This is a genomic window from Pseudomonas aeruginosa (assembly GCF_001457615.1).
Taxonomy (GTDB): Bacteria; Pseudomonadota; Gammaproteobacteria; order Pseudomonadales; family Pseudomonadaceae; genus Pseudomonas; species Pseudomonas aeruginosa.
On sequence record NZ_LN831024.1, the window covers coordinates 2,502,151 to 2,525,144 of the forward strand.

Annotated in this window: 20 protein-coding genes; all 20 read right to left on the bottom strand. The window is 65.2% G+C overall.

All coding sequences use genetic code 11. The annotated features are described in order from the left end of the window. Window positions 1–26 precede the first annotated feature (26 nt). A complete protein-coding gene (nuoL, locus tag AT700_RS11745) occupies window positions 27–1,874 on the bottom strand; it encodes an NADH-quinone oxidoreductase subunit L (protein WP_003097681.1) in 1,848 nt (615 codons plus the stop codon). Beyond that, window positions 1,871–2,179 carry an NADH-quinone oxidoreductase subunit NuoK gene (gene nuoK / locus AT700_RS11750; protein WP_003090475.1) on the bottom strand — a complete coding sequence of 103 codons (309 nt, stop codon included), beginning with the start codon at window positions 2,177–2,179 and terminating at the stop codon, window positions 1,871–1,873. Before nuoK ends, nuoL begins: the two co-directional genes overlap by 4 nt. 45 nt (window positions 2,180–2,224) lie before the next feature. Continuing rightward, complete coding sequence (gene nuoJ, locus AT700_RS11755) at window positions 2,225–2,725, bottom strand: NADH-quinone oxidoreductase subunit J (protein ID WP_003090473.1); 501 nt, start codon at window positions 2,723–2,725, stop codon at window positions 2,225–2,227. Window positions 2,726–2,736: 11 nt separating this feature from the next. Next, window positions 2,737–3,285: an NADH-quinone oxidoreductase subunit NuoI gene (nuoI, locus tag AT700_RS11760; RefSeq protein WP_003090467.1), complete on the bottom strand. Its 549-nt coding sequence runs from the start codon at window positions 3,283–3,285 to the stop codon at window positions 2,737–2,739. Window positions 3,286–3,296: 11 nt separating this feature from the next. Then, window positions 3,297–4,292, bottom strand: coding sequence for an NADH-quinone oxidoreductase subunit NuoH (nuoH, locus tag AT700_RS11765; protein ID WP_003090465.1), 996 nt, complete (start codon window positions 4,290–4,292; stop codon window positions 3,297–3,299). Then, a complete protein-coding gene (nuoG, locus tag AT700_RS11770; RefSeq protein ID WP_048521069.1) occupies window positions 4,289–7,006 on the bottom strand; it encodes an NADH-quinone oxidoreductase subunit NuoG in 2,718 nt (905 codons plus the stop codon). The genes nuoH and nuoG overlap by 4 nt, the downstream gene beginning before the upstream one ends. Window positions 7,007–7,137: 131 nt before the next feature. Then, window positions 7,138–8,484 carry an NADH-quinone oxidoreductase subunit NuoF gene (gene nuoF, locus AT700_RS11775; RefSeq protein ID WP_003097674.1) on the bottom strand — a complete coding sequence of 449 codons (1,347 nt, stop codon included), beginning with the start codon at window positions 8,482–8,484 and terminating at the stop codon, window positions 7,138–7,140. Beyond that, window positions 8,481–8,981, bottom strand: a complete 501-nt coding sequence (gene nuoE / locus AT700_RS11780) for an NADH-quinone oxidoreductase subunit NuoE (protein WP_003090460.1) — start codon at window positions 8,979–8,981, stop codon at window positions 8,481–8,483. The genes nuoF and nuoE overlap by 4 nt, the downstream gene beginning before the upstream one ends. A gap of 1 nt (window position 8,982) precedes the next feature. Next, window positions 8,983–10,764 (bottom strand): NADH-quinone oxidoreductase subunit C/D, encoded by a 1,782-nt coding sequence (gene nuoC, locus AT700_RS11785; protein WP_003090458.1) that lies wholly within the window; start codon window positions 10,762–10,764, stop codon window positions 8,983–8,985. A gap of 80 nt (window positions 10,765–10,844) precedes the next feature. Beyond that, a complete protein-coding gene (locus AT700_RS11790; protein WP_003090455.1) occupies window positions 10,845–11,522 on the bottom strand; it encodes a NuoB/complex I 20 kDa subunit family protein in 678 nt (225 codons plus the stop codon). 10 nt (window positions 11,523–11,532) lie between these two features. Next, complete coding sequence (locus AT700_RS11795; protein WP_003090452.1) at window positions 11,533–11,946, bottom strand: NADH-quinone oxidoreductase subunit A; 414 nt, start codon at window positions 11,944–11,946, stop codon at window positions 11,533–11,535. Window positions 11,947–12,545: 599 nt separating this feature from the next. Continuing rightward, window positions 12,546–13,100 carry a DUF4442 domain-containing protein gene (locus AT700_RS11800; RefSeq protein ID WP_003143818.1) on the bottom strand — a complete coding sequence of 185 codons (555 nt, stop codon included), beginning with the start codon at window positions 13,098–13,100 and terminating at the stop codon, window positions 12,546–12,548. A gap of 78 nt (window positions 13,101–13,178) precedes the next feature. Then, window positions 13,179–15,197 carry a PhoX family protein gene (locus AT700_RS11805; protein WP_003113374.1) on the bottom strand — a complete coding sequence of 673 codons (2,019 nt, stop codon included), beginning with the start codon at window positions 15,195–15,197 and terminating at the stop codon, window positions 13,179–13,181. A 178-nt stretch (window positions 15,198–15,375) separates the two neighbouring features. Next, a complete protein-coding gene (locus tag AT700_RS11810; RefSeq protein WP_003090447.1) occupies window positions 15,376–16,971 on the bottom strand; it encodes an isocitrate lyase in 1,596 nt (531 codons plus the stop codon). A gap of 594 nt (window positions 16,972–17,565) precedes the next feature. Beyond that, window positions 17,566–18,387 carry a secretin N-terminal domain-containing protein gene (locus tag AT700_RS11815; protein ID WP_003108752.1) on the bottom strand — a complete coding sequence of 274 codons (822 nt, stop codon included), beginning with the start codon at window positions 18,385–18,387 and terminating at the stop codon, window positions 17,566–17,568. Further along, window positions 18,384–19,004, bottom strand: a complete 621-nt coding sequence (locus tag AT700_RS11820) for a hypothetical protein (RefSeq protein WP_003113372.1) — start codon at window positions 19,002–19,004, stop codon at window positions 18,384–18,386. Before AT700_RS11820 ends, AT700_RS11815 begins: the two co-directional genes overlap by 4 nt. 6 nt (window positions 19,005–19,010) lie before the next feature. Continuing rightward, window positions 19,011–19,436, bottom strand: coding sequence for a GNAT family N-acetyltransferase (locus AT700_RS11825; protein WP_003090444.1), 426 nt, complete (start codon window positions 19,434–19,436; stop codon window positions 19,011–19,013). Further along, window positions 19,429–20,598 carry a cupin domain-containing protein gene (locus AT700_RS11830; protein ID WP_003097663.1) on the bottom strand — a complete coding sequence of 390 codons (1,170 nt, stop codon included), beginning with the start codon at window positions 20,596–20,598 and terminating at the stop codon, window positions 19,429–19,431. Before AT700_RS11830 ends, AT700_RS11825 begins: the two co-directional genes overlap by 8 nt. A 59-nt stretch (window positions 20,599–20,657) precedes the next feature. After that, window positions 20,658–22,028, bottom strand: coding sequence for an adenylosuccinate lyase (gene purB / locus AT700_RS11835; RefSeq protein WP_003451786.1), 1,371 nt, complete (start codon window positions 22,026–22,028; stop codon window positions 20,658–20,660). Between the two features lie 75 nt (window positions 22,029–22,103). Continuing rightward, the gene (locus AT700_RS11840) at window positions 22,104–22,994 is read right to left on the bottom strand and encodes a DMT family transporter (protein ID WP_003097658.1); all 891 of its coding nucleotides are present in this window, start codon (window positions 22,992–22,994) and stop codon (window positions 22,104–22,106) included.

Here is a 22,994-nt window from a genome sequence, read left to right on the forward strand (position 1 = left end):
ACAGGCTCAGTCTCTCCGTGAATTCGTTAGGCCAGCAGCAGCGCGCCGAGCAGGATGGCGGCGCCACCCACCAGGGAAGCGGCGTACCAGCGCAGGCGGCCGTTCTCGGTGAGGCTGAGGAGGTTGTGTCCGCCGCGCACGCTGAACGGAACGACGCCCAGGGTACGGTCGATGGGGTCGCGCCCCAGCAATTGGCAGAGCAGCAGGTAGGGTTTCACGAACAGCTTGTCGTACAGCCAGTCGAAGCCCCAGGCGTGGTACCACCAGGTACCGAAGAAGCGACCCGGGGCGCTCTTCGCCAGGGCGCTGACGAAGCGGCGCTGGCCGAGGAAGAGCAGGGCGGCCAGCAGGATACCGGCGATGGCGATGGCACCCGAGGCCAGTTCCAGGCTGTGCTTGGCTTCGCCACCGGCGTGGCCGACGCTTTCCGGCAGGACGCCAGCCAGCGGCGGGGTGATCAGGGCGCCGACGAAGGTCGACAGGACGATCAGCACGCTGAGCGGCAACCAGTGGGAAATCCCGTGGCCGGCGTGGGCTTCGGTCTTCGGCTCGCCGTGGAAGGCGACGAAGATCAGGCGGAAGGTGTAGATCGAGGTCAGGAACGCACCCACCAGGCCGGCGATCAGCAGTTCGCGATGGCCGCTGGCGAAGGCCTCCCAGAGGATCTCGTCCTTGGAGTAGAAGCCCGCGGTGAGGAAGGGCAGGGCGGCCAGCGCCGCACCGCCGACCACGAAGCTGGCGTAGGCCAGCGGCAGCTTCTTCCACAAGCCGCCCATCTTGAAGATGTTCTGCTCGTGGTGGCAGGCGACGATCACCGCGCCCGAGGCAAGGAACAGCAGGGCCTTGAAGAAGGCGTGGGTCATCAGGTGGAAGATCGCCGCGTCCCAGGCGCCGACGCCGAGGGCGAGGAACATGTAGCCGATCTGGCTCATGGTCGAGTAGGCGAGGATGCGCTTGATATCGGTCTGTACCAGGGCGGCGAAGCCGGCCAGGACCAAGGTCACCGCGCCGACGATGCCGACCAGTTCGAGGATGTCCGGGGCCAGGGTGAACAGGCCGTGGCAACGGGCGATCAGGTAGACGCCGGCGGTCACCATGGTGGCGGCGTGGATCAGCGCGGAGACCGGGGTCGGGCCGGCCATGGCGTCGGCCAGCCAGGTCTGCAGCGGCAGCTGGGCGGACTTGCCGACCGCGCCGCCGAGCAGGGCCAGGGTCGCCAGGGTCAGCCAGAGGTTGCCTTCCGGGAACTTCTGCGGCGCCAGCACCAGCAGCTCCTGGATGTTCAGGGTGCCGAACTGCTGGAACAGGATGAACAGGCCGAAAGCCATGAACACGTCGCCGACGCGGGTGACGATGAATGCCTTGAGCGCCGCGTTACCGTTGTTGCGATTGCTGTAGTAGAAGCCGATCAGCAGGTAGCTGCACAGGCCCACGCCTTCCCAGCCGAAGTAGAGGAACAGCAGGTTGTCGCCCAGCACCAGGAACAGCATGCTGGCGATGAACAGGTTGGTGTAGGCGAAGAAGCGCGAATAGCCGGTTTCGCCACGCATGTACCAGGAGGCAAACAGGTGGATCAGGAAGCCGACGCCGGTAACCACGCCGAGCATGGTTACCGAGAGGCCGTCCAGGTACAGGGTGAAGTTGGTGCTGAAGTCGCCGGCCGCCATCCACTGCCACAGCACCAGGCTGTAGGCACCGCCTTCCGGCGGACTGCTGTGGAAGCTGAAGATGGCCCAGGCCGCGCTCAGGGCGGAGAGGCCGACCGAGCCGACGCCGACCAGCGCCGAAAGGTTTTCCGACCACCTGCCGCGGGAGAACGACAGCAGCAGGAAGCCGACCAGGGGGAACAGGAAGGTAAGAGGTAGAAGGTTCATCCGCGCATCTCGCTGGCAGCGTCGATATCGAGGGTGTGGAAGCGGCGATACAGTTGCAGCAGGATCGCCAGGCCGATGCTCGCTTCGGCGGCCGCGAGGCTCAGCACCAGGATGAACATCACCTGGCCGTCGGGTTGGCCCCAGCGGCTGCCGGCGACCACGAAGGCGAGGGCGGCGGCGTTCATCATCACTTCCAGGCTCATCAGTACGAACAGGATGTTGCGTCGCACCATCAAGCCGACCAGTCCGAGGGCGAACAGGACGCTGGCGAGGGCCAGGCCGTGTTCCAGTGGTATTGCGTTCATAGCGTTACGTTCCCTTGGGGCGGGCGCAGGGCGCCCGCCGAACCTTTATTGTTTGGCGTCTTGACGACCCAGGTGATAGGCAGCGACCAGGGCCGCGAGCAACAGCATGGAGGCCAGTTCGACCACCAGCAGGTACGGGCCGTAGAGGCTGATGCCGACCGCCTTGGCGTCTACCGTGGTATGGCCGATGCCGGCACCGCTCGGGGTGCGGGCGAGGACCACCAGCAGTTCCACCAGCAGGACCAGGGCCAGGGCCGAAGGCCCGACCCAGATGCCGGGCGTGAGCCACTTGCGCTCCTGCTCGACCACGGCCGGGCCGAGGTTGAGCATCATCACCACGAAGACGAACAGAACCATGATGGCGCCAGCGTAGACGATGATCTCCAGGGCACCGGCGAAGGGTGCGCCGAGGCTGAAGAAGGTCATCGAGATGGCCAGCAGGGAAATGATCAGGTAGAGCAGGGCATGCACCGGGTTGCTGTTGGTGATGACCCGCAGCGTGGCCAGTACGGCGACGCCGGCAGCGAAATAGAAAGCGAATTCCACGCGACGTCTCCTTATGGCAGCAGGCTTTTCACGTTGATCGGTTCGGCTTCGTTCTGCGCGGCGCCTTTCGGCTTGCCGGCGATCGCCATCCCCGCAACGCGGTAGTAGTTGTAGTCCGGGTTCTTGCCCGGCCCGGAGATCAGCAGGTCGTGCTTCTCGTAGACCAGGTCCTGGCGCTTGAACTCGCCCATCTCGAAGTCCGGGGTGAGCTGGATCGCGGTGGTCGGGCAGGCTTCCTCGCACAGGCCGCAGAAGATGCAGCGCGAGAAGTTGATGCGGAAGAACTCCGGATACCAGCGACCGTCCTCGGTCTCGGCCTTCTGCAGGGAGATGCAGCCAACCGGACAGGCCACGGCGCACAGGTTGCAGGCTACGCAGCGTTCCTCGCCGTCGGGGTCGCGGGTCAGGACGATCCGGCCACGATAGCGCGGCGGCAGGTAGACCGGCTCTTCGGGGTATTGCAGGGTGTCGCGCTTGCGGAAGGCATGGCCGAAGATCATCACCAGGCTGCGAAGCTGGGTGAAGGTGCCATGCACGACGTTGATGATTTCTTTGATCACGGTGGTTCTCCTTACTGGGCCGCGGCCAGCACGAGCGCGCCGGTCACCAGCAGGTTGATCAGGGTCAGCGGCAGGCACACCTTCCAGCTGAACGCCATCACCTGGTCATAGCGCGGACGCGGCAGCGAGGCGCGGATCAGGATGAAGAGCATGATGAAGAAGCCGGTCTTGGCGGCGAAGTAGAAGAACGACAGCCAGGGCAGGGTGTCCAGGAACGGACCGTGCCAGCCGCCGAAGAACAGGGTCGCCAGCAGCGCCGAGACCAGTACGATGCCGATGTACTCGCCGACGAAGAACATGCCCCATTTCATCCCGGCGTACTCGATGTGGTAGCCGTCCGCCAGTTCCTGCTCCGCTTCCGGCTGGTCGAACGGGTGACGGTGGGTCACGGCGACGCCGGCGATGATGAAGGTGCAGAAGCCGAAGAACTGCGGAATGATGAACCAGACGTTGTCGATCTGGTACTGGACGATGTCGCGCATGTTGAACGAGCCGACCTGGGCGACGATGCCCATCAGCGACAGGGCCAGGAACACCTCGTAGGAGATGGTCTGGGCCGAGGCGCGCAGGCTGCCGAGCAGGGCGAACTTGTTGTTGCTCGACCAGCCGGCGAACAGCACGGCGTACACCGTCAGGCCGGCCATGGCGAAGAAGAACAGGATGCCGATGTTCAGGTCCGCCACGCCCCAGGTGGGGGTGATCGGCACGATGGCGAAGGCGACGAGCAGGGCGCCCATCGCGATTACCGGGGCCAGGGTGAAGATCATCTTGTCGGCGAACGGCGGGGTCCAGTCCTCCTTGAAGAACATCTTGACCATGTCCGCGCCGAGCTGGAACGCACCGAACGGACCGACCCGGTTGGGGCCGTAGCGGTCCTGCCAGAGGCCGAGCAGGCGGCGCTCGACCCAGCTTAGCAGGGCGCCGCAGATGACCACGGCGAGCAGCACCACGATGGCCTTGACCACGGTGAGGATGATGGTGACCAGAGCGGGAGTCAGCCAACTCATTGTGCAGCCTCCTGCAGACCTTCCACGGAGCAGCCGGCGATCGCCGCCGGGATACCGGCGAAGCCGACCGGCAGGCCGATCAGGCCGGCGCCGAGTTGTTCATCGATACGCAGCGGCAGGCGCAGGGCCTGGCCCTTGAGCTGGAAGCCGAGGGTCGCGCCGTCGTTGACGCCGAGGCGATCCGCGTCTTCCTTGGACAGGGCGACGTAGGTCTCCGGGATGCGCTGCTGGATCGGCGCGGCCCGCGAGCTGTTTTCCTCGCTGCCGAACAGGTGGTACAGCGGCACTACCTTCCAGCTGTCGGCCTTGGCGCTGAACGGCACCGGCACGGCCTGGAACCAGTCGAGGCCTTCGCCCTTCGGTTCGATCAGGCGCACGCCGGGGTCGCCGGCGCGCAGGTGGCCGCCGACCTCGTCCTGGAACTTGTTCCAGGCCTGCGGCGAGTTCCAGCCCGGCGACCAGGCGAACGGGATCTGCTGACGGTCTTCCTGGCTGCCGGAGTAGCCTTCCATGGAGAAGGCGAACGCCGAGTCGATGTCCTGCGGGGTGCGCGGCTCGTGCACGCTGATATTGGCGCGCATGGCGGTGCGCCCGCTGTAGCGGTGCGGTTCGCGGGCCAGCTTGAGGCCCTTGATGCGGAACGAGGCGGCCGGTGCGGCGTCGCGGATGCCGGCCAGGATCGGCTTGGCCTCGGCCACGGCTTCGGTGACGTGGTCCAACTGGGTCCAGTCGACGCGCTTGCCTTGCAGGGTGCTGTGGATCGCATGCAGCCAGCGCCAGCCCTCGCGGACCATGTTCCTGGCGTCGTAGTAGGTCGGGTCGAACACCTGGAAGAAGCGCTGGGCGCGGCCTTCCTGGCTGACCAGGGTGCCGTCGCCTTCGGCGAAGCTGGCCGCCGGCAGCACCAGGTGCGCCTTGGCGCTGGTGGCGGTCTGCTGGTGATCGGCGACGATCACCACCTTGGCCGCCGCCAGGGCCGCGTCGACACGGGCGGCGTCGGTGCGGCGATAGAGATCGTTCTCCAGCACCACCACGGCGTCGGCCTGTCCGGAGGTCAGTCGCTCGAGCGCGGCTTCCACGGAGTCGCCGCCGAAGAGCGCCAGGCCGAGGCTGTTGGCTTCGCCGACCACCAGGCTGATGGAACCGTTCTTCTCGCGCTGCTTGAGGGCCTTGGCGATGTTCGCCGCGGCTTCGATCAATGCCTTGTTGCCCAGCGAGTTGCCGGACACTACCAGCGGACGCTTGGCCGCCAGCAGGGCATCGGCGATGCGCTGGGCGAAGGCCTGGGCCTGCGGGTCGAGGTCGGCCACGGACGGGGCGCTTGGGTCGATCGCGTGGGCCACGGCGAAGCCGAGGCGAGCGAGATCGTCCGGCGCGGCGTGAACGGTTTCCTCGGCCACGTCGTCGAGGCGGGTCGCGCTGACGCTGGCGATGAACAGCGGGTTCTGCGCATGCTGGGCGATGTTCTTCACCGCGGCGTCGAGCCACGGCTGGACCTTCATGTCGGCAGCCATCTCGACGGCCTTGCCCTTCACCGACTGGCGCAGGGCCAGGGCGATGCGGGCGGCGGTCTGGGTCAGGTCCTCGCCGAGGACGAAGACCGCGTCGTGGTCCTCGATGTCGCGGATGCTCGGCACCGGCAGCGGGCCTTCCTGCATGACCTGCAGGATCAGGCGCAGGCGGTCGAGCTCGCCTTCGTTGATGCCGCTGTAGAAGTTGCCTTCGCCAACCAGCTCGCGCAGGGCGAAGTTGCTTTCCAGGCTGGCGCGCGGCGAACCGATGCCGACCACCTTGCGCTCCTTCAGCAGGGCGGCGGCCTGGTCGAGGGCGCCGTCCAGGCTCAGCTTCTGCTTGCTCAGCACCAGCAGCGGCTGGCGCGGACGGTCTTCGCGGTTGACGTAGCCGTAGCCGAAGCGACCGCGGTCGCAGAGGAAGTAGTGGTTGACCGAGCCGTTGTAGCGGTTCTCGATGCGGCGGATCTCGCCGTAGCGCTCGCCGGGGCTGATGTTGCAGCCGCTGGAGCAGCCGTGGCAGATGCTCGGGGCGAACTGCATGTCCCACTTGCGGTTGTAGCGCTCGGAGTGGGTCTTGTCGGTGAACACGCCGGTGGGGCAGACCTCGGTGAGGTTGCCGGAGAACTCGCTTTCCAGCACGCCGTCCTCGACCCGTCCGAAGTAGACGTTGTCGTGGGCGCCGTAGACGCCGAGGTCGGTGCCGCCGGCGTAGTCCTTGTAGTAGCGCACGCAGCGGTAGCAGGCGATGCAGCGGTTCATCTCATGGGCGATGAACGGGCCGAGTTCCTGGTTCTGGTGGGTGCGTTTGGTGAAGCGGTACCGGCGCTCGTTGTGGCCGGTCATCACCGTCATGTCCTGCAGGTGGCAGTGACCGCCTTCCTCGCACACCGGGCAGTCGTGCGGGTGGTTGGTCATCAGCCATTCGACGACGCTGGCGCGGAACTGCTTGGCCTCTTCGTCTTCGATGGAGATCCAGGTGTTGTCGGTGGCGGGGGTCATGCAGGACATGACGAGGCGACCACGCTTGTCGTTCTCGTCGGTGTACTGCTTCACCGCGCACTGGCGGCAGGCGCCGACGCTACCGAGCGCCGGGTGCCAGCAGAAGTAGGGAATGTCGAGACCGAGGGACAGACAGGCCTGCAGGAGGTTGTCTGCACCATCGACTTCGAGCGTCTTGCCGTCTACGTGGATAGTGGCCATGGTTCAAGTCTTCGTTGGCCCGTTGTCAGCGGGCGTGGCTAATAGAAACTCACGGTTCCGTCGGGCCTGCGGCCGGGCCGCGGCACGACGACGAAACATCGCCGGACGGCTGGCCGTCCGGCTGCAAAGCATCAGGCGCCGACCGTTGCCGGGCGCGGCGCGGCCGAAGGCTGGCGGGAGATGCCCGCCTCGAATTCGGCACGGAAATACTTGAGGGCGCTGCCCAGCGGCTCGACGGCTCCCGGCGCGTGGGCGCAGAAGGTCTTGCCTGGGCCGAGGAAGTTGACCAGCTGCTCGAGGGTCTCGAGGTCGCCGGGCTGGCCTTCGCCCCGCTCCAGGGCGCGCAGCAGCTTCACGCTCCACGGCAGGCCATCGCGGCAGGGGGTGCACCAGCCGCAGGACTCGCGGGCGAAGAACTCTTCCATGTTGCGCAGCAGGGAAACCATGTTGATGCTGTCGTCCACCGCCATGGCCAGGCCGGTGCCCATCCGGGTGCCGACCTTGGCGATGCCGCCGGCGAACATCTGCGCATCCAGGTGCTCCGGGAGCAGGAAGCCGGTACCGGCGCCGCCGGGCTGCCAGGCCTTGAGCTGGAAGCCGTCGCGCATGCCGCCGGCGTAGTCCTCGAACAGCTCGCGGGCGCTGACGCCGAACGGCAGTTCCCACAGGCCGGGGTTCTTCACCTTGCCGGAGAAGCCCATCAGCTTGGTGCCCATGTCTTCGCTGCCGGGGCGGGCCAGGGTCTTGTACCAGTCCACGCCGTTGCCGACGATGGCCGGCACGTTGCACAGCGTCTCCACGTTGTTCACGCAGGTCGGCTTGCCCCAGACGCCGACGGCGGCAGGGAAGGGCGGTTTGGAACGCGGGTTGGCGCGGCGGCCTTCCAGCGAGTTGATCAGCGCGGTCTCTTCGCCGCAGATGTAGCGGCCGGCACCGGTGTGGACGAACAGCTCGAAATCGAAGCCGCTGCCGAGGATGTTCTTGCCGAGCAGGCCGGCGGCCTTGGCTTCGTCGATGGCGCGGTTGAGGTTGCGCGCCGCGTCGACGTATTCGCCGCGCAGGAAGATGTAGCCGCGGTAGGCCTTCAGCGCGCGCGCGGAAATCAGCATGCCTTCCACCAGCAGGTGCGGCAGCTGCTCCATGAGCATGCGGTCCTTCCAGGTGTTCGGCTCCATCTCGTCCGCGTTGCACAGCAGGTAGCGGATGTTCAGCGACTCGTCCTTCGGCATCAGGCCCCACTTCACGCCGGTGGGGAAGCCCGCGCCGCCGCGGCCCTTGAGGCCGGAGTCCTTGACGGTCTGGACGATGTCGTCCTGGGCCATCTGGGTCAGCGCCTTGCGCGCCGCGGCATAGCCGTCCTTGCTCTGGTATTCCTCGAGCCAGACGGGCTGGGCGTCTTCGCGCAGGCGCCAGGTCAGCGGATGGGTTTCCGCCGAACGCGCCATGCGGTTGGCCGGACCAATGGAGGTAAGGGTCATACGTAGGCCTCCAGCAGTTTGGCGACACCGTCGGGACGCACGTCGCCATGAGTGTCGTCGTCGATCATCAGCGCCGGGGCCTTGTCGCAGTTGCCCAGGCAGCAGACCGGGAGCAGGGTGAAGCGTCCGTCGGCGGTAGTCTGGCCGAGACCGATGCCGAGTTGCTTCTGGATCTCGCCGACCACCGACTCGTGGCCGCCGATGTAGCAGACCATGCTGTCGCAGACGCGGATGATGTGGCGGCCCACCGGCTGGCGGAATATCTGACTATAGAAGGTGGCGACGCCTTCGACGTCGCTGGCCGGGATCCCCAGCACCTCGCCGATCGCCGGGATGGCGCCGTCCGGCACCCAGCCGCGCTGTTTCTGGACGATCTTCAGGGCTTCGATGGACGCCGCGCGCGGGTCCTCGTAGTGATGCATTTCATGCTCGATGGACGAGCGCTCGGTTTCGCTGAGGACGAAACGGTCGGTCTGAATCAGGTTGCTCTGGCTCATGTCAGCGGTCCACGTCAGCCATAACGAAATCGATGCTACCCAGGTAGGCGATCAGGTCCGCGATCATGCTGCCGTTGATCACCGAGGGGATCTGTTGCAGGTGCGCGAAGCTGGGCGTCCGGATACGCGTGCGGTAGCTCATGGTGCTGCCGTCGCTGGTCAGGTAGTAGCTGTTGATACCCTTGGTCGCCTCGATCATCTGGAAGGCTTCGTTGGCCGGCATGACCGGGCCCCAGGAAACCTGCAGGAAGTGGGTGATCAGGGTTTCGATGTGTTGCAGCGTGCGTTCTTTCGGCGGCGGCGTGGTCAGCGGATGGTCGGCCTTGTAAGGGCCTTCCGGCATGTTCTTCAGGCACTGTTCGATGATCCGCAGGCTCTGGCGCATCTCGCCCATCTTGACCATGCAGCGGTCGTAGGCGTCGCCGTTGTGGGCCAGCGGTACCTCGAACTCGAAGTTCTCGTAGCCGGAGTAGGGGCGGGCCTTGCGCAGGTCGAAGTCGCAACCGGTGGCGCGCAGGCCGGCGCCGGTGGTGCCCCACTCGAGGGCTTCCTTGGTGTTGTACTGGGCGACGCCGATGGTCCGGCCGCGCAGGATGCTGTTCTTCAGGGCCGCGGTCTCGTACTCGTCGAGGCGCTTGGGCATCCAGTCGAGGAACTCGCGGACCAGCTTGTCCCAGCCGCGCGGCAGGTCGTGGGCGACGCCGCCGATGCGGTACCAGGCCGGGTGCAGGCGGAAGCCGGTGATGGCCTCGACCACCTTGTAGGCGCGCTGGCGGTCGGTGAAGGTGAAGAACACCGGGGTCATGGCGCCGACGTCCTGGATATAGGTGCCCAGGTACAGCAGGTGGTTCAGGATACGGAAGAACTCCGCCATCATGATCCGGATCACGTCGACCCGCTGCGGCACCTTGATCCCGGCGAGCTTCTCCACCGAGAGTACGTAGGGCAGGTTGTTCATCACCCCGCCGAGGTAGTCGATGCGGTCGGTGTAGGGAATGAAACTGTGCCAGGACTGGCGCTCGGCCATCTTCTCGGCGCCGCGGTGGTGGTAGCCGATCTCCGGGACGCAGTCGATGATCTCCTCGCCGTCCAGCTGCAGGATGATGCGGAACGCGCCGTGGGCGGACGGGTGGTTCGGGCCGAGGTTGAGGAACATGTAGTCCTCGTTCTCGCCGTGGCGCTTCATGCCCCAGTCTTCCGGCTTGAAGCGCAGGGCCTCCTGCTCCAGGTCCTGCTTGGCGGCGGACAGGGAGTAGGGATCGAACTCGGTGGCGCGCGCCGGGTAGTCCTTGCGCAGCGGATGGCCCTGCCAGGTCGGCGGCATCAGCATGCGGGTCAGGTGCGGGTGGCCGGTGAAGGTGATGCCGTACATGTCCCACACTTCGCGCTCGTACCAGTTGGCGTTGGGCCAGATACGGGTGGCGGTGGGCAGGTTGAGGTCGCGCTCGGACAAGGCGACCTTGATCATCACGTCACTATTACGCTCCAGCGACATCAGGTGGTAGAACACGCTGAAGTCGGCGCTCGGCAGGCCGCGGCGATGGGTGCGCAGCCGCTCGTCGACGCCGTGCAGGTCGTAGAGCATCACGTAGGGCTTGGGTACCTGACGGAGGAAGGTCAGGACTTCGATCAGTCTTTCGCGCGGAACCCAGAGCACCGGCATGCCGGTACGGGTGGGCTGGACGGTGAAGGTCTCGGCGCCAAAGCGGGAATTCAGTTCGACGACGATATCCTGGTCGTCTGCCTTGTAAGGCGGGATGTACAGAGCGGAGTCTGCAGTCATGGTCTCGGTCGCTTTCGGTCAACGGTGGGGTGAGCGCGGCTGGTCTCGGCCGGCCAGCGGGGCTGGCCGGGAGTTCCGGATCACACTTCGTCGGGGCTGCGCAGGTTGGTCACCTGGATGCGCTGCTCGCGTTTCAGGTCTTTCTGGGCCGGCATTTCGGCGCGGTAGACCCCCTGGTCGCCAACGACCCAGGACAGCGGGCGGCGCTCCTGGCCGATGGATTCCTGCAACAGCATCAGGCCTTGCAGGAACGCCTCCGGACGGGGCGGGCAGCCGGGGATGTAGACGTCCACGGGGAGGAACTTGTCGACCCCCTGGACCACCGAATAGATGTCGTACATGCCGCCGGAATTGGCGCACGAGCCCATGGAGATGACCCACTTGGGTTCGAGCATCTGCTCGTAGAGGCGCTGGATGACCGGGGCCATCTTGATGAAGCAGGTGCCGGCGATGACCATGAAGTCGGCCTGGCGCGGCGACGCCCGGATCACTTCGGCGCCGAAGCGGGCGATATCGTGCGGCGCGGTGAAGGCGGTGGTCATCTCCACGTAGCAGCACGACAGCCCGAAGTTATAGGGCCAGAGCGAGTTCTTGCGACCCCAGTTGACGGTGGAGTTCAGCACATCCTCGAGCTTGCCCATGAAGATGTTCTTGTGAACCTGGCCCTCGACCAGCGGGTCGGCTACGGTTTCCCGTTCGCCTATCGGGTATTGGTCGTTGGCCGCATCGGGATCGATCCGGGTAAGTTTGTATTGCATCGCCAAAGCCTCATTGTTTTAGCTTCGCCTGCCGCTTGCGACGGCTTTCGGGAGCCCAATCGAGCGCACCGATCCGCCAAAGATAGACAAGACCCGCCAACAGAATTGCTATGAAAATGGTTGCCTCGATCAGGCCGGCCCAGCCGCTTTCGCGAACCGACACCGACCAGGCGAAGAGGAAGAGGGCTTCGACGTCGAAGATCACGAAGAGCATCGCGACCAGATAGAATTTTGCCGAGAGACGCAGGCGTGCGCCTCCGGTGGGGACGATCCCGGATTCGAAGGGTTCGTTCTTGCTGCGACCAAATGCCTTGCTGCCAAGCAGGGACGAAACCCCTAGCATGAAGGCGAGAAGGCCAACGACCCCTAGAAGGAAGGCAGCGAATCCCCAGTGATGAGCTGCAAGTTCAGCTGGGTTTGGCATGCTGATACTCCTTCTGTACCGGATATATAAGATCGTGGGTTCTGGGCGCAATGCCCGACTTCTTGTGCAACCCGCTGCGTAGTGAGCTAAGGGTTGTATGTATCTTTCCGATTTTATGCCCAAAGCGCCGGACAAGTAAATTTTTCTAACACAAACAGACGCTTCTCTGCTTTTTCCAGCGCTTTGGTTAATCCCCGAAACCCTCGTGAATGCTGTCTTTGCGAGAAATGGCGCGGCCTGGCTGGCTTTTGGTCGTATTGCCGCGAAGCGTGGTGGAGGGCTCTTTGCAAGGCTTCAAACGATAATGAATATCGTTTGCAATGTCGCATCCGTATAACTTCGCTACATATATTCTTCGCCGCGTTACTATTGTTTACCCTTTTATTGGTAATTACTCTCGCCCAATCCGTTATTGCATTAAACCGGGAATATTCTCCGGGCCGGGCGCATGGCGGTTTTTCTTCTTTCCGCACCATGGCAACCCGGCTGCGGCGCCGCCTGGGGCTGCGCCCGCGGTTCTTCGTGACGGATGCGAAGGCGCTGGGCAAGGTTTGCGGCGGTTCGCGTCGCAGCGTAGATGTAGTCGCTCCGGAGGTGCGCTACCTGGGGGCTGCGGTAGCGACCCGGGGTTTCTTGCCGACCCAGGCCCAGACCATTTCGCAGGCGATCGGCTGGTTGCCGTTCTCGTCGCTGACCAACACCGCCACGCGGACCTCGCCCTTGTCCTGTTGCCGGATCTGCTCGATCTGTCCGGCCTCCAGCGTCGCGATGGCGGTCAGGTCGCCCTGGGCGCGCTTGAGATAGTCGATCTTCATGGTCTTGATCAGCGGCAGCTTGTCGTCCGGTACGTTCATTCCGACCAGGAAGCCGCTGGCCGACTCGGCGAGCAAGGCCATCGCCGCGGCATGGATACCTTTTATGTGGTTCTGCACCGGCCGACGGTTCTTCAGGCTGAGGATGGCGCGCTCCTGCCCCAGTTCATGGATGCGCACCCTCGCCGTGCCGGCGAAGCGCACCTGGGAGCCCAGCAGCAGCGTCAGGCTGCGGCTGCGCAGGCGGCGGGGGAGGAGGTTGATGGCGCCGACGGCGCGGCTGAGACGATTGCGCTTGGGCATGCTGGCGTCCTTCCATAGAGAGGGGAGCCTGCATTCCACCCGCTTTGCCCGGGCTTGCCCACGGCTGTAGCGGCGACCTGCGCCGGCATTCCGGCCAACGCAGGTCGTCGTGGCGCGTCAGAGCAGGCGTCGGCCGTCTTCGCGGGTGATCACCACGGTGGCCGAGCGTGGCCGGCGGCCCGGCCCGTCCGGCCAGGTGCTGAGGAGGTTATCGGCGGTCGAACCTTCCCCCGGGTGCTGGATGTTGATGAACAGCGTACGGAAGTCCGGCGTCGCGGCAATGCCGGTCACCTCGCAACCCAGCGGACCGGTGAGGAAGCGCTTCAGTTCGCCGGTGCGCGGGTCGGCCACCAGCATCTGGTTGTTGCCGAACGGGCCGCTGCTCAACTGGCTGCCGCTCATGTCGGTCTGGATCCACAGGCGGCCTTCCGGGTCGAACCAGAGGCCGTCGGGGCTGGCCAGGATATTGTCCTGGTTCAGCGGCTTGCCGTCCGGGCCGCGGCTGTCTTCGCCGGGACCGGCGAGCATGAACAGGTCCCAGGTGAAGCGTTGCCCGGCATAGTCGCGGCTGCGTTCGCGCCAGCGGATGATATGGCCGTAGGCGTTCTTCACCCGTGGGTTGGCCGCGTCGGCGACGGTGCGCGACGTGTTGTTGGTGAGGGTGAAGTAGACGTCACCGTTGTCCGGGTTGACCGCGCCCCACTCCGGGCGATCCATCTTGGTCGCGCCGAGGACATCGGCGGCCAGGCGGGTGTTGATCAGCACTTCGCCCTGGTCGGCGAAGCTCACCCCGGCCTTGCGACAGGCCGCGCGGAAGTTGCCGTCGGCGATGTCCAGCGGCAGCCACTGGCCGCTGCCATCGGCGTTGAAGCGGGCGACGTAGAGGGTGCCTTCGTCGAGCAGGCGAGTGTTGCTGCGACCCGGACGGAACTTGTCGCGGCTGACGTACTTGTAGATGTATTCGTTCTGCGAGTCGTCGCCGGAGTAGCAGACTACCTGGCGGCCCGGCTTGACCGGGGCGAAGACCAGGCCTTCGTGGGCGAAGCGGCCGAGAGCGGTGCGCTTGACCGGCACCGATTGCGGGTCGAACGGGTCGATCTCGACGATCCAGCCGAAGTTGTTCGGTTCGTTGCGGTAGTCGTCCTGGGCCTGTTTGCCCTTGCGGGTGGCGTCGAAGCGTTCGAACTCGTCGCCCGCCAGGGTTTCCCAGCCGAAACGGCTGGTGTTGCGAATGCCGTAGCGGGTCAGTTCGCGCGGCAGTTCGCTGTCCTGGGTGGAGAAATAGCCGACCCAGTTCTCCTCGCAGGTGAGGTAGGTGCCCCAGGGGGTGAAACCGTTGGAACAGTTGTTATGGGTGCCGCGGGTGCGGGTGCCGTCCGGACTGTGGCGGGTGCGCAGCAGTTCGTGGCCGCGCGCCGGGCCGGCGATACGCATCGGCGTGGCGGCGGTGATCCGGCGATTTCGTTGCGACGGCACGACATTCCACTCGCCACGCACGTTGCGACGGATCTCCACGACGGAAACGCCATGGGCGTTGATTTCCTTGCGCACTTCATCGGCGACGGTGCGCTTGCCATCGACCACGGTCGGGCCATTGGTGTGCAGCAGCGGCGCGTCGATGTATTCATGGTTGAGCACCAGCAGGCCATGGTTGCTGATGTGTCCGCCGCCGAAGCCGAACTGCGCGTCGATCGGGAAGAAGTGCATGCCGTCGTGGTGCATGCCGATCTGTTCGGCCTGGTCCTGGGCGCTGTTGCTGGCGTCGTCGAGGAAGCCCGGATAACTGCCGCTGATCGGGGTGCCCCAGGGTATGAAGGGCGTCGCCTTGTAGCCGGCGGGCACCCGGATGGTATCGGCACGGCCGCTGGCGATGGCTTCGAAGGGCAAGCGGTTGCGGCGTTTGAAAGGCAAGCCGCGCAGGCCTTCCGCGGCGGGCACCTGCGCTTCGGCGGGAGCGGCGCTGGCGGGGAGCGCGACGCCGAGGAAGGCGAGGGCGCCGAGCGCCGCGCCGCCGGCCAGGACCTGGCGGCGGCCGAGGCCGGCGATCAGGTCGTTCATGTGCGGGTTGTTCGAATGGTTGCTGGGCAACTCGTCGCCATCACCGAACAGGATGGCATCTTTTTTCTCCAGGCTCACGGACGTGCTCCTTGTGGGCTGATCGACGGAGCATTGACGCTAACCGCTGAAAGCGACGGGACGATGACAGGCACTCGAGGCCTTTTGCCATGATCCGGAAATGAAAAACCCCGGCCGGAGCCGGGGTTTTCGCGAGGCGGGCCGGGCAGATCGTGGCTGCCCGGCTGGCCCCTGTTCCTTAGTGGAACTGGTTCATGGTGTTGTCTTTGCCGCTGGCCTTCAGAGCGGCTTCGCCTGCGAAGTACTCTTTATGGTTGTCGCCGATGTCGGAGCCCGCCATGTTCTGGTGCTTGACGCAGGCGATGCCCTGGCGCAGTTCCTGGCGCTGCACGCCCTTCACGTAGGCCAGCATGCCTTCGTCGGCGAAGTAGCCCTTGGCCAGGTTGTCGGTGGACAGCGCGGCGGTGTGGTAGGTCGGCAGGGTGATCAGGTGGTGGAAGATGCCGGCGTGGGCCGAGCCATCGCGCTGGAAGGTGCGGATCTTCTCGTCGGCGACCTTGGCCAGCTCGGTGTCGTCGTACTCGACGCTCATCAGCTTGTTGCGGTCGTAGGCGGAAACGTCCTTGCCTTCGGCGACGAACGCATCGAACACCTGCTGGCGGAAGTTCAGGGTCCAGTTGAAGGACGGGCTGTTGTTGTAGACCAGCTTGGCGTTCGGAATCACTTCGCGGATGCGATCGACCATTGCCTTGATCTGGCCGACGTGCGGCTTCTCGGTTTCGATCCAGAGCAGGTCGGCGCCGTTCTGCAGCGAGGTGATGCAGTCCAGGACGCAGCGATCTTCGCCGGTGCCCTTGCGGAACTGGAACAGGTTGGAAGCCAGGCGCTTCGGACGCAGCAGCTTGCCTTCGCGCTTGATCACGACGTCGCCGTTGCCCAGCTCGGCCTCGGAGATTTCTTCGCAATCCAGGAAGGAGTTGTACAGGTCGCCCAGGTCGCCCGGCTCGTTGGTCACGGCGATCTGCTTGGTCAGGCCGGCGCCCAGGGAGTCGGTACGGGCGACGATCACGCCATCGTCCACGCCCAGCTCGAGGAAGGCGTAGCGTACGGCATTGATCTTGGCGAGGAAGTCGATGTGCGGAACGGTGACCTTGCCGTCCTGGTGGCCGCACTGCTTCTCGTCGGACACCTGGTTCTCGATCTGGATGCAGCAGGCGCCGGCTTCGATCATCTTCTTGGCCAGCAGGTAGGTCGCCTCGGCGTTGCCGAAGCCGGCGTCGATGTCGGCGATGATCGGCACCACGTGGGTTTCGAAGTTGTCGATCTGGGCCAGCAGCTCGGCTTCCTTGGCCTTGTCGCCAGCGGCGCGGGCAGCGTCCAGGCCGGTGAACAGCAGGTCCAGCTCGCGGGCGTCAGCCTGGCGCAGGAAGGTGTACAGCTCTTCGATCAGGCCGGAAACCGCGGTTTTCTCGTGCATGGACTGGTCCGGCAGCGGGCCGAAGTCGGAGCGCAGCGCGGCGACCATCCAACCGGACAGGTAGAGGTAGCGCTTGTTGGTGGTCTTCAGGTGCTTCTTGATCGAGATCAGCTTCTGCTGCCCGATGAAGCCGTGCCAGCAACCCAGCGACTGGGTGTAGACGGAGGAGTCCGCATCGTATTCGGCCATGTCCTTGCGCATGATGGCCGCGGTGTACTTGGCGATATCCAGGCCGGTCTTGAAGCGGTTCTGGATACGCATGCGAGCTGCGTACTCGGGGTTGATCGCGCTCCAGCTGCTGCCGTTCTTCTCTTTCAGCGCGGCAACTGCCTTGATCTCGTTCTGATATGCGGACATGGTCAATCCTTCAAGAAATGTATTGGTTGAGCACCGACTGACCCACTCAAAACCTGCTGGTGAAGGTTGTCTTGCGGGTGGCTCACCGCTGCATGGCGAGAGAATGACCGTGGCGAAGAATGACGCCGAGGAGGGGGTGGAGACGAACAGTTCGCGGACCGTGCTTCTCGACTGGATCAAGTGCCGTTCGGCTCGTGGTTGCCGGTGGGCGACTCGCTGTCGAGTCTTTCGATCTGGCTGATACGTAAACGCTTCCCCGTCCCTCAGGACAACTTCGTTCCAGTCGCAATCTCGTCAAGCCGCCTTGTGGGCAGATCAACACGGTGGAGGCCGAGGGCGTATCGGCGCAGGCACCGGGAGCTCGTCGTTTCAGAGCCCCTGATTAGCGGGAGCGGGGCCATCATGCTCTGGAAAAAATCCGTCGTCAAACGTTTTGTAGTGTTTTTTCAAGACTACTACACGAAGGTCTAAGAGTGACCGGATGGTCTTGTCTGGTCGAGATGTTTCCGTTTGCATCGAAAATGCCCGCAAAAGCCCGCGCCCCGCGGCTTTGCCGGAGCGGGAGGCAATTCGCGCTGGAAAGAGCGCCGTCGGTCAGTCGAGGGTTTCGACTTTCAGGCGCAGGCTGGTGTCGTCGCGTCCCTGGGTCGAGTAGCGACGCACGAAGCCGTGCTGGTCGGCCTGGTTCTGTTCGCTGACGCCGCCCAGGGTGATCCACTCGCCGAGCTTGCCGCTGACCCGGGTGTCGGTGCTCTGGGTATCGATGACGCCGGGATGGCTCTGGCTGAGGCGGTCATTGCTGGAACTGATGGTGACGTGCACCAGGTTGCCGGTCAGCGTCGCGGTGACGTAGAAGCCGCGGTTGACGTTGCGGTATTCGGTCTGGCTGTAGATCTGCCCGTAGGGACCGGTGGCGGTGCTGGTGATGGGGACGCTCTGGCCGACCTGGATCAGCGCCGGGTAGCCCTCGGTGGCCTGGACCTGCTGGCTGCCGCCGGAACGGCTGTCGGTGGAGCGACGGATGATGCGGACTCGATCCTTGCCGTTGACCTCGCCGCGGCCGCTCTGGATCTCGATGTTGCCGGCGCTGGCCGAACCATCCACCGAATAGCCGCGGCTGTCCTGTTGCAGGTTCTCGCTGGTATCCACGGTGATCAGCAGGCGATGCGGGCGCGAGTCGATCTGCTGCAGGACCGATTGCAACTCGCGGATCTTCGCCGGCTCGGCATTGACGATCAACTGGTTGCCATAGGCGGTGACCTTGCCTTCGCTGCCGATGACCGACTGGGCCACCGCCATCACGTCGTCGGCGGTGCGGTAGTTGAGCGGGATCACTTCGGTGCGCGGGGCGGCCGAGGCGCCGAGAACGACTGTCGCCAACAGCGAGGAGAGCAGGGTGGTGCGCAACAGGGTCACAGGAGGAAGCTCCGCAGGTCCGGGTCGGAAAGACTGGTGTCCCAGGCCTGCTCGAAGCGGGCCTGGAGTTGACGCACCCGCCCGGCGGCACGGTAGCAGGCGTAGCCCGCCGGTTGCGCCGGTTTCGGGCGCAGTAGCAGGCCCTGGTCGTCGGCCAGGAGGAAGGCGTCGTCCTCTTTAGGGTAGTCCGGGTTGAGCCGGCGGATCAGGCAGTTGCTCGACAGGCGGCGCGAAAGGCTGATCAGGCGGTGGCCGTTGCGCACGGCCTGGGCGCTGTCGCCAACGAGGATACGCAGGCGATTGCGTGGATTGGCCAGGAGGAAACGGGTGCAGGCTTCCTGGATGCTGCTGTGGTGATAGAGCCAGCTTTCCAGGTCGGGACTGTGCAGGCAGAGCGAGCGGCGGGCCTGCTGCAGGAGGGCCAGGGCATGGGCGCGGGCTTCCTGCGGATGCTCGAAGCGCTCCAGCGGCTCATGTTCGCCGAGGCGGAATGGCGCTGGTTCCCAGCGTTCCGCGGGTGGTGCGGCGCTTGCCGGGTTGCGTACCGCAAAGCGCCCCGGAGAGCTGAATTCGATGGCCGGCAGGTCAGCCGGCGAGGTCTCCGGGGTGTCGCTCATCGGGCCTCAGTCGCTGTCGCGAACCATGTCGACATGGGGCAGGCCGGCATCGAGGAATTCGCCGCTATCGACCTTGAAGCCCAGTCGCTCGTAGAAGGGAATGGCGTAGACCTGCGCGGTCAGCAGTTGGCGCTTCAGGCCGCGTCGCTCGGCTTCCTCGATGGCCGCGCGCATCAGCGCGTCGCCTACCTTCAGGCCGCGCCAGTCCTTGAGTACCGAGACCCTGCCGATGTGCCCGTCGCCCAGCAGGCGCGCGGTGCCGATCGCGTATTCGCCTTCATAGGCGAGAAAATGCACGGCTTCGTCGTCTTCGGCGTCCCACTCCAGTTCCGGCGGAACCGACTGTTCGGCAATGAAGACCGCTTCGCGGATGCGGCGCAGCTCGGCATTGTCCTTCTGCCAGTCGGCTACGCGTACGCGGATCTTATTCATCTGCAAACTCCAAACTGCCCTGTTTGACCAACTCCGCCAACAGCTTACGCGCATCGTCATCGGCCAGCCATTGGCCGAGGTTTTCCAGATGCAACGCATCGGCCGAGCAGACCAGCTTCAGCAGTTCCTTGAGCTGCCCGGGCAGGAGTACGCTCTGGCCGCTGGCGAACAGCACCAGGCCGATGTCGATCTCGCTCCAGGCCAGGCGGGCGCTGGGGTTGCGCACCAGCAGCGCGCCATCCTCGAGGGCGCCGAACAGCTCCTCCTCGGGGATCTCCTCGCCGGCAACCAGTTCGGGATAGCGCGGCTCGGTCATGAACTGGCCGAACCAAGTCAGCAGCAGGCGCTCGTCGCTCATGTGCTCCTGGATCAGGCCCTGCAGGCGCTCCAGAGCGTCGCGCTGGATCTGGTGCGGATCGTCGCCTACCGGTTGCAGGCCGGCATCGGTGTAGCGCTCCTCGTCGGAGAGGAACTGGCCGAGGAAGTCGGTGAAATGGGTCAGCACTTCGGCGGCGCTGGGCGCGCGGAAGCCGATCGAGTAGGTCATGCACTCGTCTTCGGCAATGCCGTAGTGGGCGAGGCGCGGGGGCAGGTAGAGCATGTCGCCGGGCTCCAGGACCCACTCGTCGCTCTGTTCGAAGTCGGCGAGGATGCGCAGGTCGGCGTGCTCGCGCAGCGGGCTGTCGCTGCTGCACATCTGTCCGACTTTCCAGCGCCGGCGTCCGTGGCCCTGAAGCAGGAATACGTCGTAGTTGTCGAAGTGCGGACCGACGCCGCCGCCGGGAGCGGCGTAGCTGATCATTACGTCGTCGATCCGCCAGCTGGGCAGGAAGCGGAATTGCTCCAGCAGTTGGGCGACTTCCGGGACGAACTGGTCGACCGCCTGGACCAGCAGGGTCCAGTCCTGTTCCGGCAGGTGCTGGTAGTCCTCCTCCTGGAACGGGCCACGGCGCATTTCCCACGGGGTTTTCCCGTGTTCGAGGACGATGCGCGATTCCACCGACTCCTCCAGCGACAGCCCGGCCAGCTCGTCGGCGGACAGCGGGCTTTCGAAGTCCGGGATCGCCTGGCGGACCAGCAGCGGTTTGCGCTGCCAGTAGTCGCGGAGGAATTCGGCAGCGGTCAGTCCGCCCAGAAGTTGCAGGGGAGTATCAGCATTCATGGTTAAGTCCTTGAAACAAAAACGCCCGGCGCAGCCGGGCGTGCAAAAGGGTTGCGTGCTCAGATGCGCTTGGCCTGGGCGGCGGCATTGCCGACGTAGCCGGCCGGGGTCAGCTTCTTCAGCTCGACCTTGGCCTCGGCGGGAATCGCCAGCTCTTCGATGAAAGTCTGCAAGGCTTCGGCGCTGATGCCTTTGCCGCGGGTCAGTTCCTTCAGCTTCTCGTAGGGGTTTTCCACGCCATAGCGACGCATCACGGTCTGCACCGGCTCGGCGAGGACTTCCCAGCAGGCGTCCAGGTCCTCGGCGATGCGCTGGGCGTTCAGCTCCAGCTTGCCGATGCCCTTCAGGCTGGCCTCGTAGGCGATGACGCTGTGGGCGATGCCGACGCCGAGGTTGCGCAGCACGGTGGAGTCGGTCAGGTCGCGCTGCCAGCGCGAGATCGGCAGCTTGCTGGCCAGGTGCTGGAACAGCGCGTTGGCGATGCCGAGGTTGCCCTCGGAGTTCTCGAAGTCGATCGGGTTGACCTTGTGCGGCATGGTCGAGGAGCCGATCTCGCCGGCCACGGTCTTCTGCTTGAAATAGCCGAGGGAGATGTAGCCCCAGACGTCGCGGTCGAAGTCGATGAGGATGGTGTTGAAGCGTGCGATCGCATCGAACAGCTCGGCGATGTAGTCGTGCGGCTCGATCTGGGTGGTGTAGGGGTTGAAGGTCAGGCCGAGGTCGCCTTCGATGAACTGGCGCGCGTTGGCTTCCCAGTCGACTTCGGGATAGGCGGACAGGTGGGCGTTGTAGTTGCCCACGGCACCGTTGATCTTGCCCAGCAACTCGATGCCGGCGACCTGCTTGATCTGCCGCTCCAGGCGGTAGACGACGTTGGCCAGTTCCTTGCCCAGGGTGGTCGGCGAGGCAGGCTGGCCGTGGGTGCGGGAGAGCATCGGCACGTCGGCGAGTTTCACCGCCAGTTCGCGGATGGCCTCGGCGATCTGGCGCATCAGCGGCAGCAGCACGCTGTCGCGACCCTCGCGGAGCATCAGGGCGTGGGACAGGTTGTTGATGTCCTCGGAGGTGCAGGCGAAGTGGATGAACTCGCTGACCGCGGCCAGCTCCGGAAGCTTGGCGGCCTGTTCCTTGAGCAGGTACTCCACGGCTTTCACGTCGTGGTTGGTGGTGCGCTCGATTTCCTTGATGCGTTCGGCGTGTTCCAGCTGGAAGTCGCTGGCCAGGCTGTCGAGCAGGGCGTTGGCTTCGGCGGAGAACGGCGCGACCTCGGGAATCCCGACGTGGGCGGCGAGGCGCTGCAGCCAGCGGACTTCCACCATGACGCGGAAACGGATCAGGCCGTATTCGCTGAAGATCGGACGCAGGCTGCTGGTTTTGCCGGCATAGCGGCCATCGACGGGGGATACCGCGGTGAGCGAGGAAAGCTGCATGAGACGTTCTCGTGGCTGGAAGTCAACGAAAAAGGGGCGCATATCATACATGAAAGGTGCGCCCCGGTGGGGCATTCAGCGGGGCCTTTCGGCGGGGCGGTTGCCCAGCAGGGGGATCAGGCTGGCGGCGAAGATCAGGGCGGCGCCGAGCAGCGACGTGTGGCTGGGCAGTTCGTCCCAGCGCAGCCAGGCGATCACCCCGGCGAAAACGATGGCCATGTAGGCGATCGGTCCGATCACTCCCGGGGAGGCCAGGGCATAGGCCTGCGACATGGTCAGTTGGCCGAGGCTGGCGAACAGTCCGGCGCCGAGCAGCAGGAGCAGTTCCTGGCCGTTCAGCGGCTGCCAGGCCCAGGCCAGCGGCACGGCGGAGAACAGGGTGCCGAACAGGGCGAAGTAGAACACGATGCGATAGGCTGGCTCGCTGTCGCTCATTTCGCGGATCGAGACGAAGGCGCAGGCAGCCATCAGGCTGGAGGCGATGCCGACCAGGGCGATCGGCGCCACTACCGCGCCGCTGGGCCTGGCCACCAGCAGCACGCCGAGGAAGCCGACCAGGGTGGCGACCATCATGCGGCGGGTCAGCGGCTCCTTGATCCACAGGTGTGCGATCAGCGGCGTGAACACCGGCGCGGCATAGCTGAACAGCATGGCGTCGGTCAGCGGCAGGTGGGCGAGGGCGTAGAAGTAGCAGTACATGCCGCCCAGGCCGTAGGTGGTGCGCAGCAGGTGCGATAGCGGGCGGCGGGTGCGCAGCGGGCCGATGCCGCGAGTCAGCGCCAGGGGCAGGAAGAACAGCACGCCGACGAGGTTGCGGAAGAACACCACGGTTTCGTTGTTGACGGTGCTGGAGGCCTCGCGGATCAGGCCGCCCATCAGGGCGAAGAACAGCGCCGAAAGAGCCAGCATGGCGGCGCCCTGGGTCGGGCTGTTGCGCCGTTGCGGCTGGCTCCCGGCCATGGCCAT

Bases quoted from the DNA above. Each gene is read 5' to 3' on its own strand.
- nuoH (WP_003090465.1), bottom strand. From the start codon at position 4,292: ATGAGTTGGCTGACTCCCGCTCTGGTCACCATCATCCTCACCGTGGTC.
- nuoE (WP_003090460.1), bottom strand. From the start codon at position 8,981: ATGAGCCAGAGCAACCTGATTCAGACCGACCGTTTCGTCCTCAGCGAA.
- nuoK (WP_003090475.1), bottom strand. From the start codon at position 2,179: ATGAACGCAATACCACTGGAACACGGCCTGGCCCTCGCCAGCGTCCTG.
- nuoL (WP_003097681.1), bottom strand. From the start codon at position 1,874: ATGAACCTTCTACCTCTTACCTTCCTGTTCCCCCTGGTCGGCTTCCTG.
- nuoF (WP_003097674.1), bottom strand. From the start codon at position 8,484: ATGACCCTTACCTCCATTGGTCCGGCCAACCGCATGGCGCGTTCGGCG.
- purB (WP_003451786.1), bottom strand. From the start codon at position 22,028: ATGCAGCTTTCCTCGCTCACCGCGGTATCCCCCGTCGATGGCCGCTAT.
- AT700_RS11830 (WP_003097663.1), bottom strand. From the start codon at position 20,598: ATGAATGCTGATACTCCCCTGCAACTTCTGGGCGGACTGACCGCTGCC.
- AT700_RS11820 (WP_003113372.1), bottom strand. From the start codon at position 19,004: ATGAGCGACACCCCGGAGACCTCGCCGGCTGACCTGCCGGCCATCGAA.
- nuoC (WP_003090458.1), bottom strand. From the start codon at position 10,764: ATGACTGCAGACTCCGCTCTGTACATCCCGCCTTACAAGGCAGACGAC.
- AT700_RS11825 (WP_003090444.1), bottom strand. From the start codon at position 19,436: ATGAATAAGATCCGCGTACGCGTAGCCGACTGGCAGAAGGACAATGCC.
- nuoG (WP_048521069.1), bottom strand. From the start codon at position 7,006: ATGGCCACTATCCACGTAGACGGCAAGACGCTCGAAGTCGATGGTGCA.
- AT700_RS11840 (WP_003097658.1), bottom strand. From the start codon at position 22,994: ATGGCCATGGCCGGGAGCCAGCCGCAACGGCGCAACAGCCCGACCCAG.
- AT700_RS11795 (WP_003090452.1), bottom strand. From the start codon at position 11,946: ATGCCAAACCCAGCTGAACTTGCAGCTCATCACTGGGGATTCGCTGCC.
- AT700_RS11790 (WP_003090455.1), bottom strand. From the start codon at position 11,522: ATGCAATACAAACTTACCCGGATCGATCCCGATGCGGCCAACGACCAA.
- AT700_RS11810 (WP_003090447.1), bottom strand. From the start codon at position 16,971: ATGTCCGCATATCAGAACGAGATCAAGGCAGTTGCCGCGCTGAAAGAG.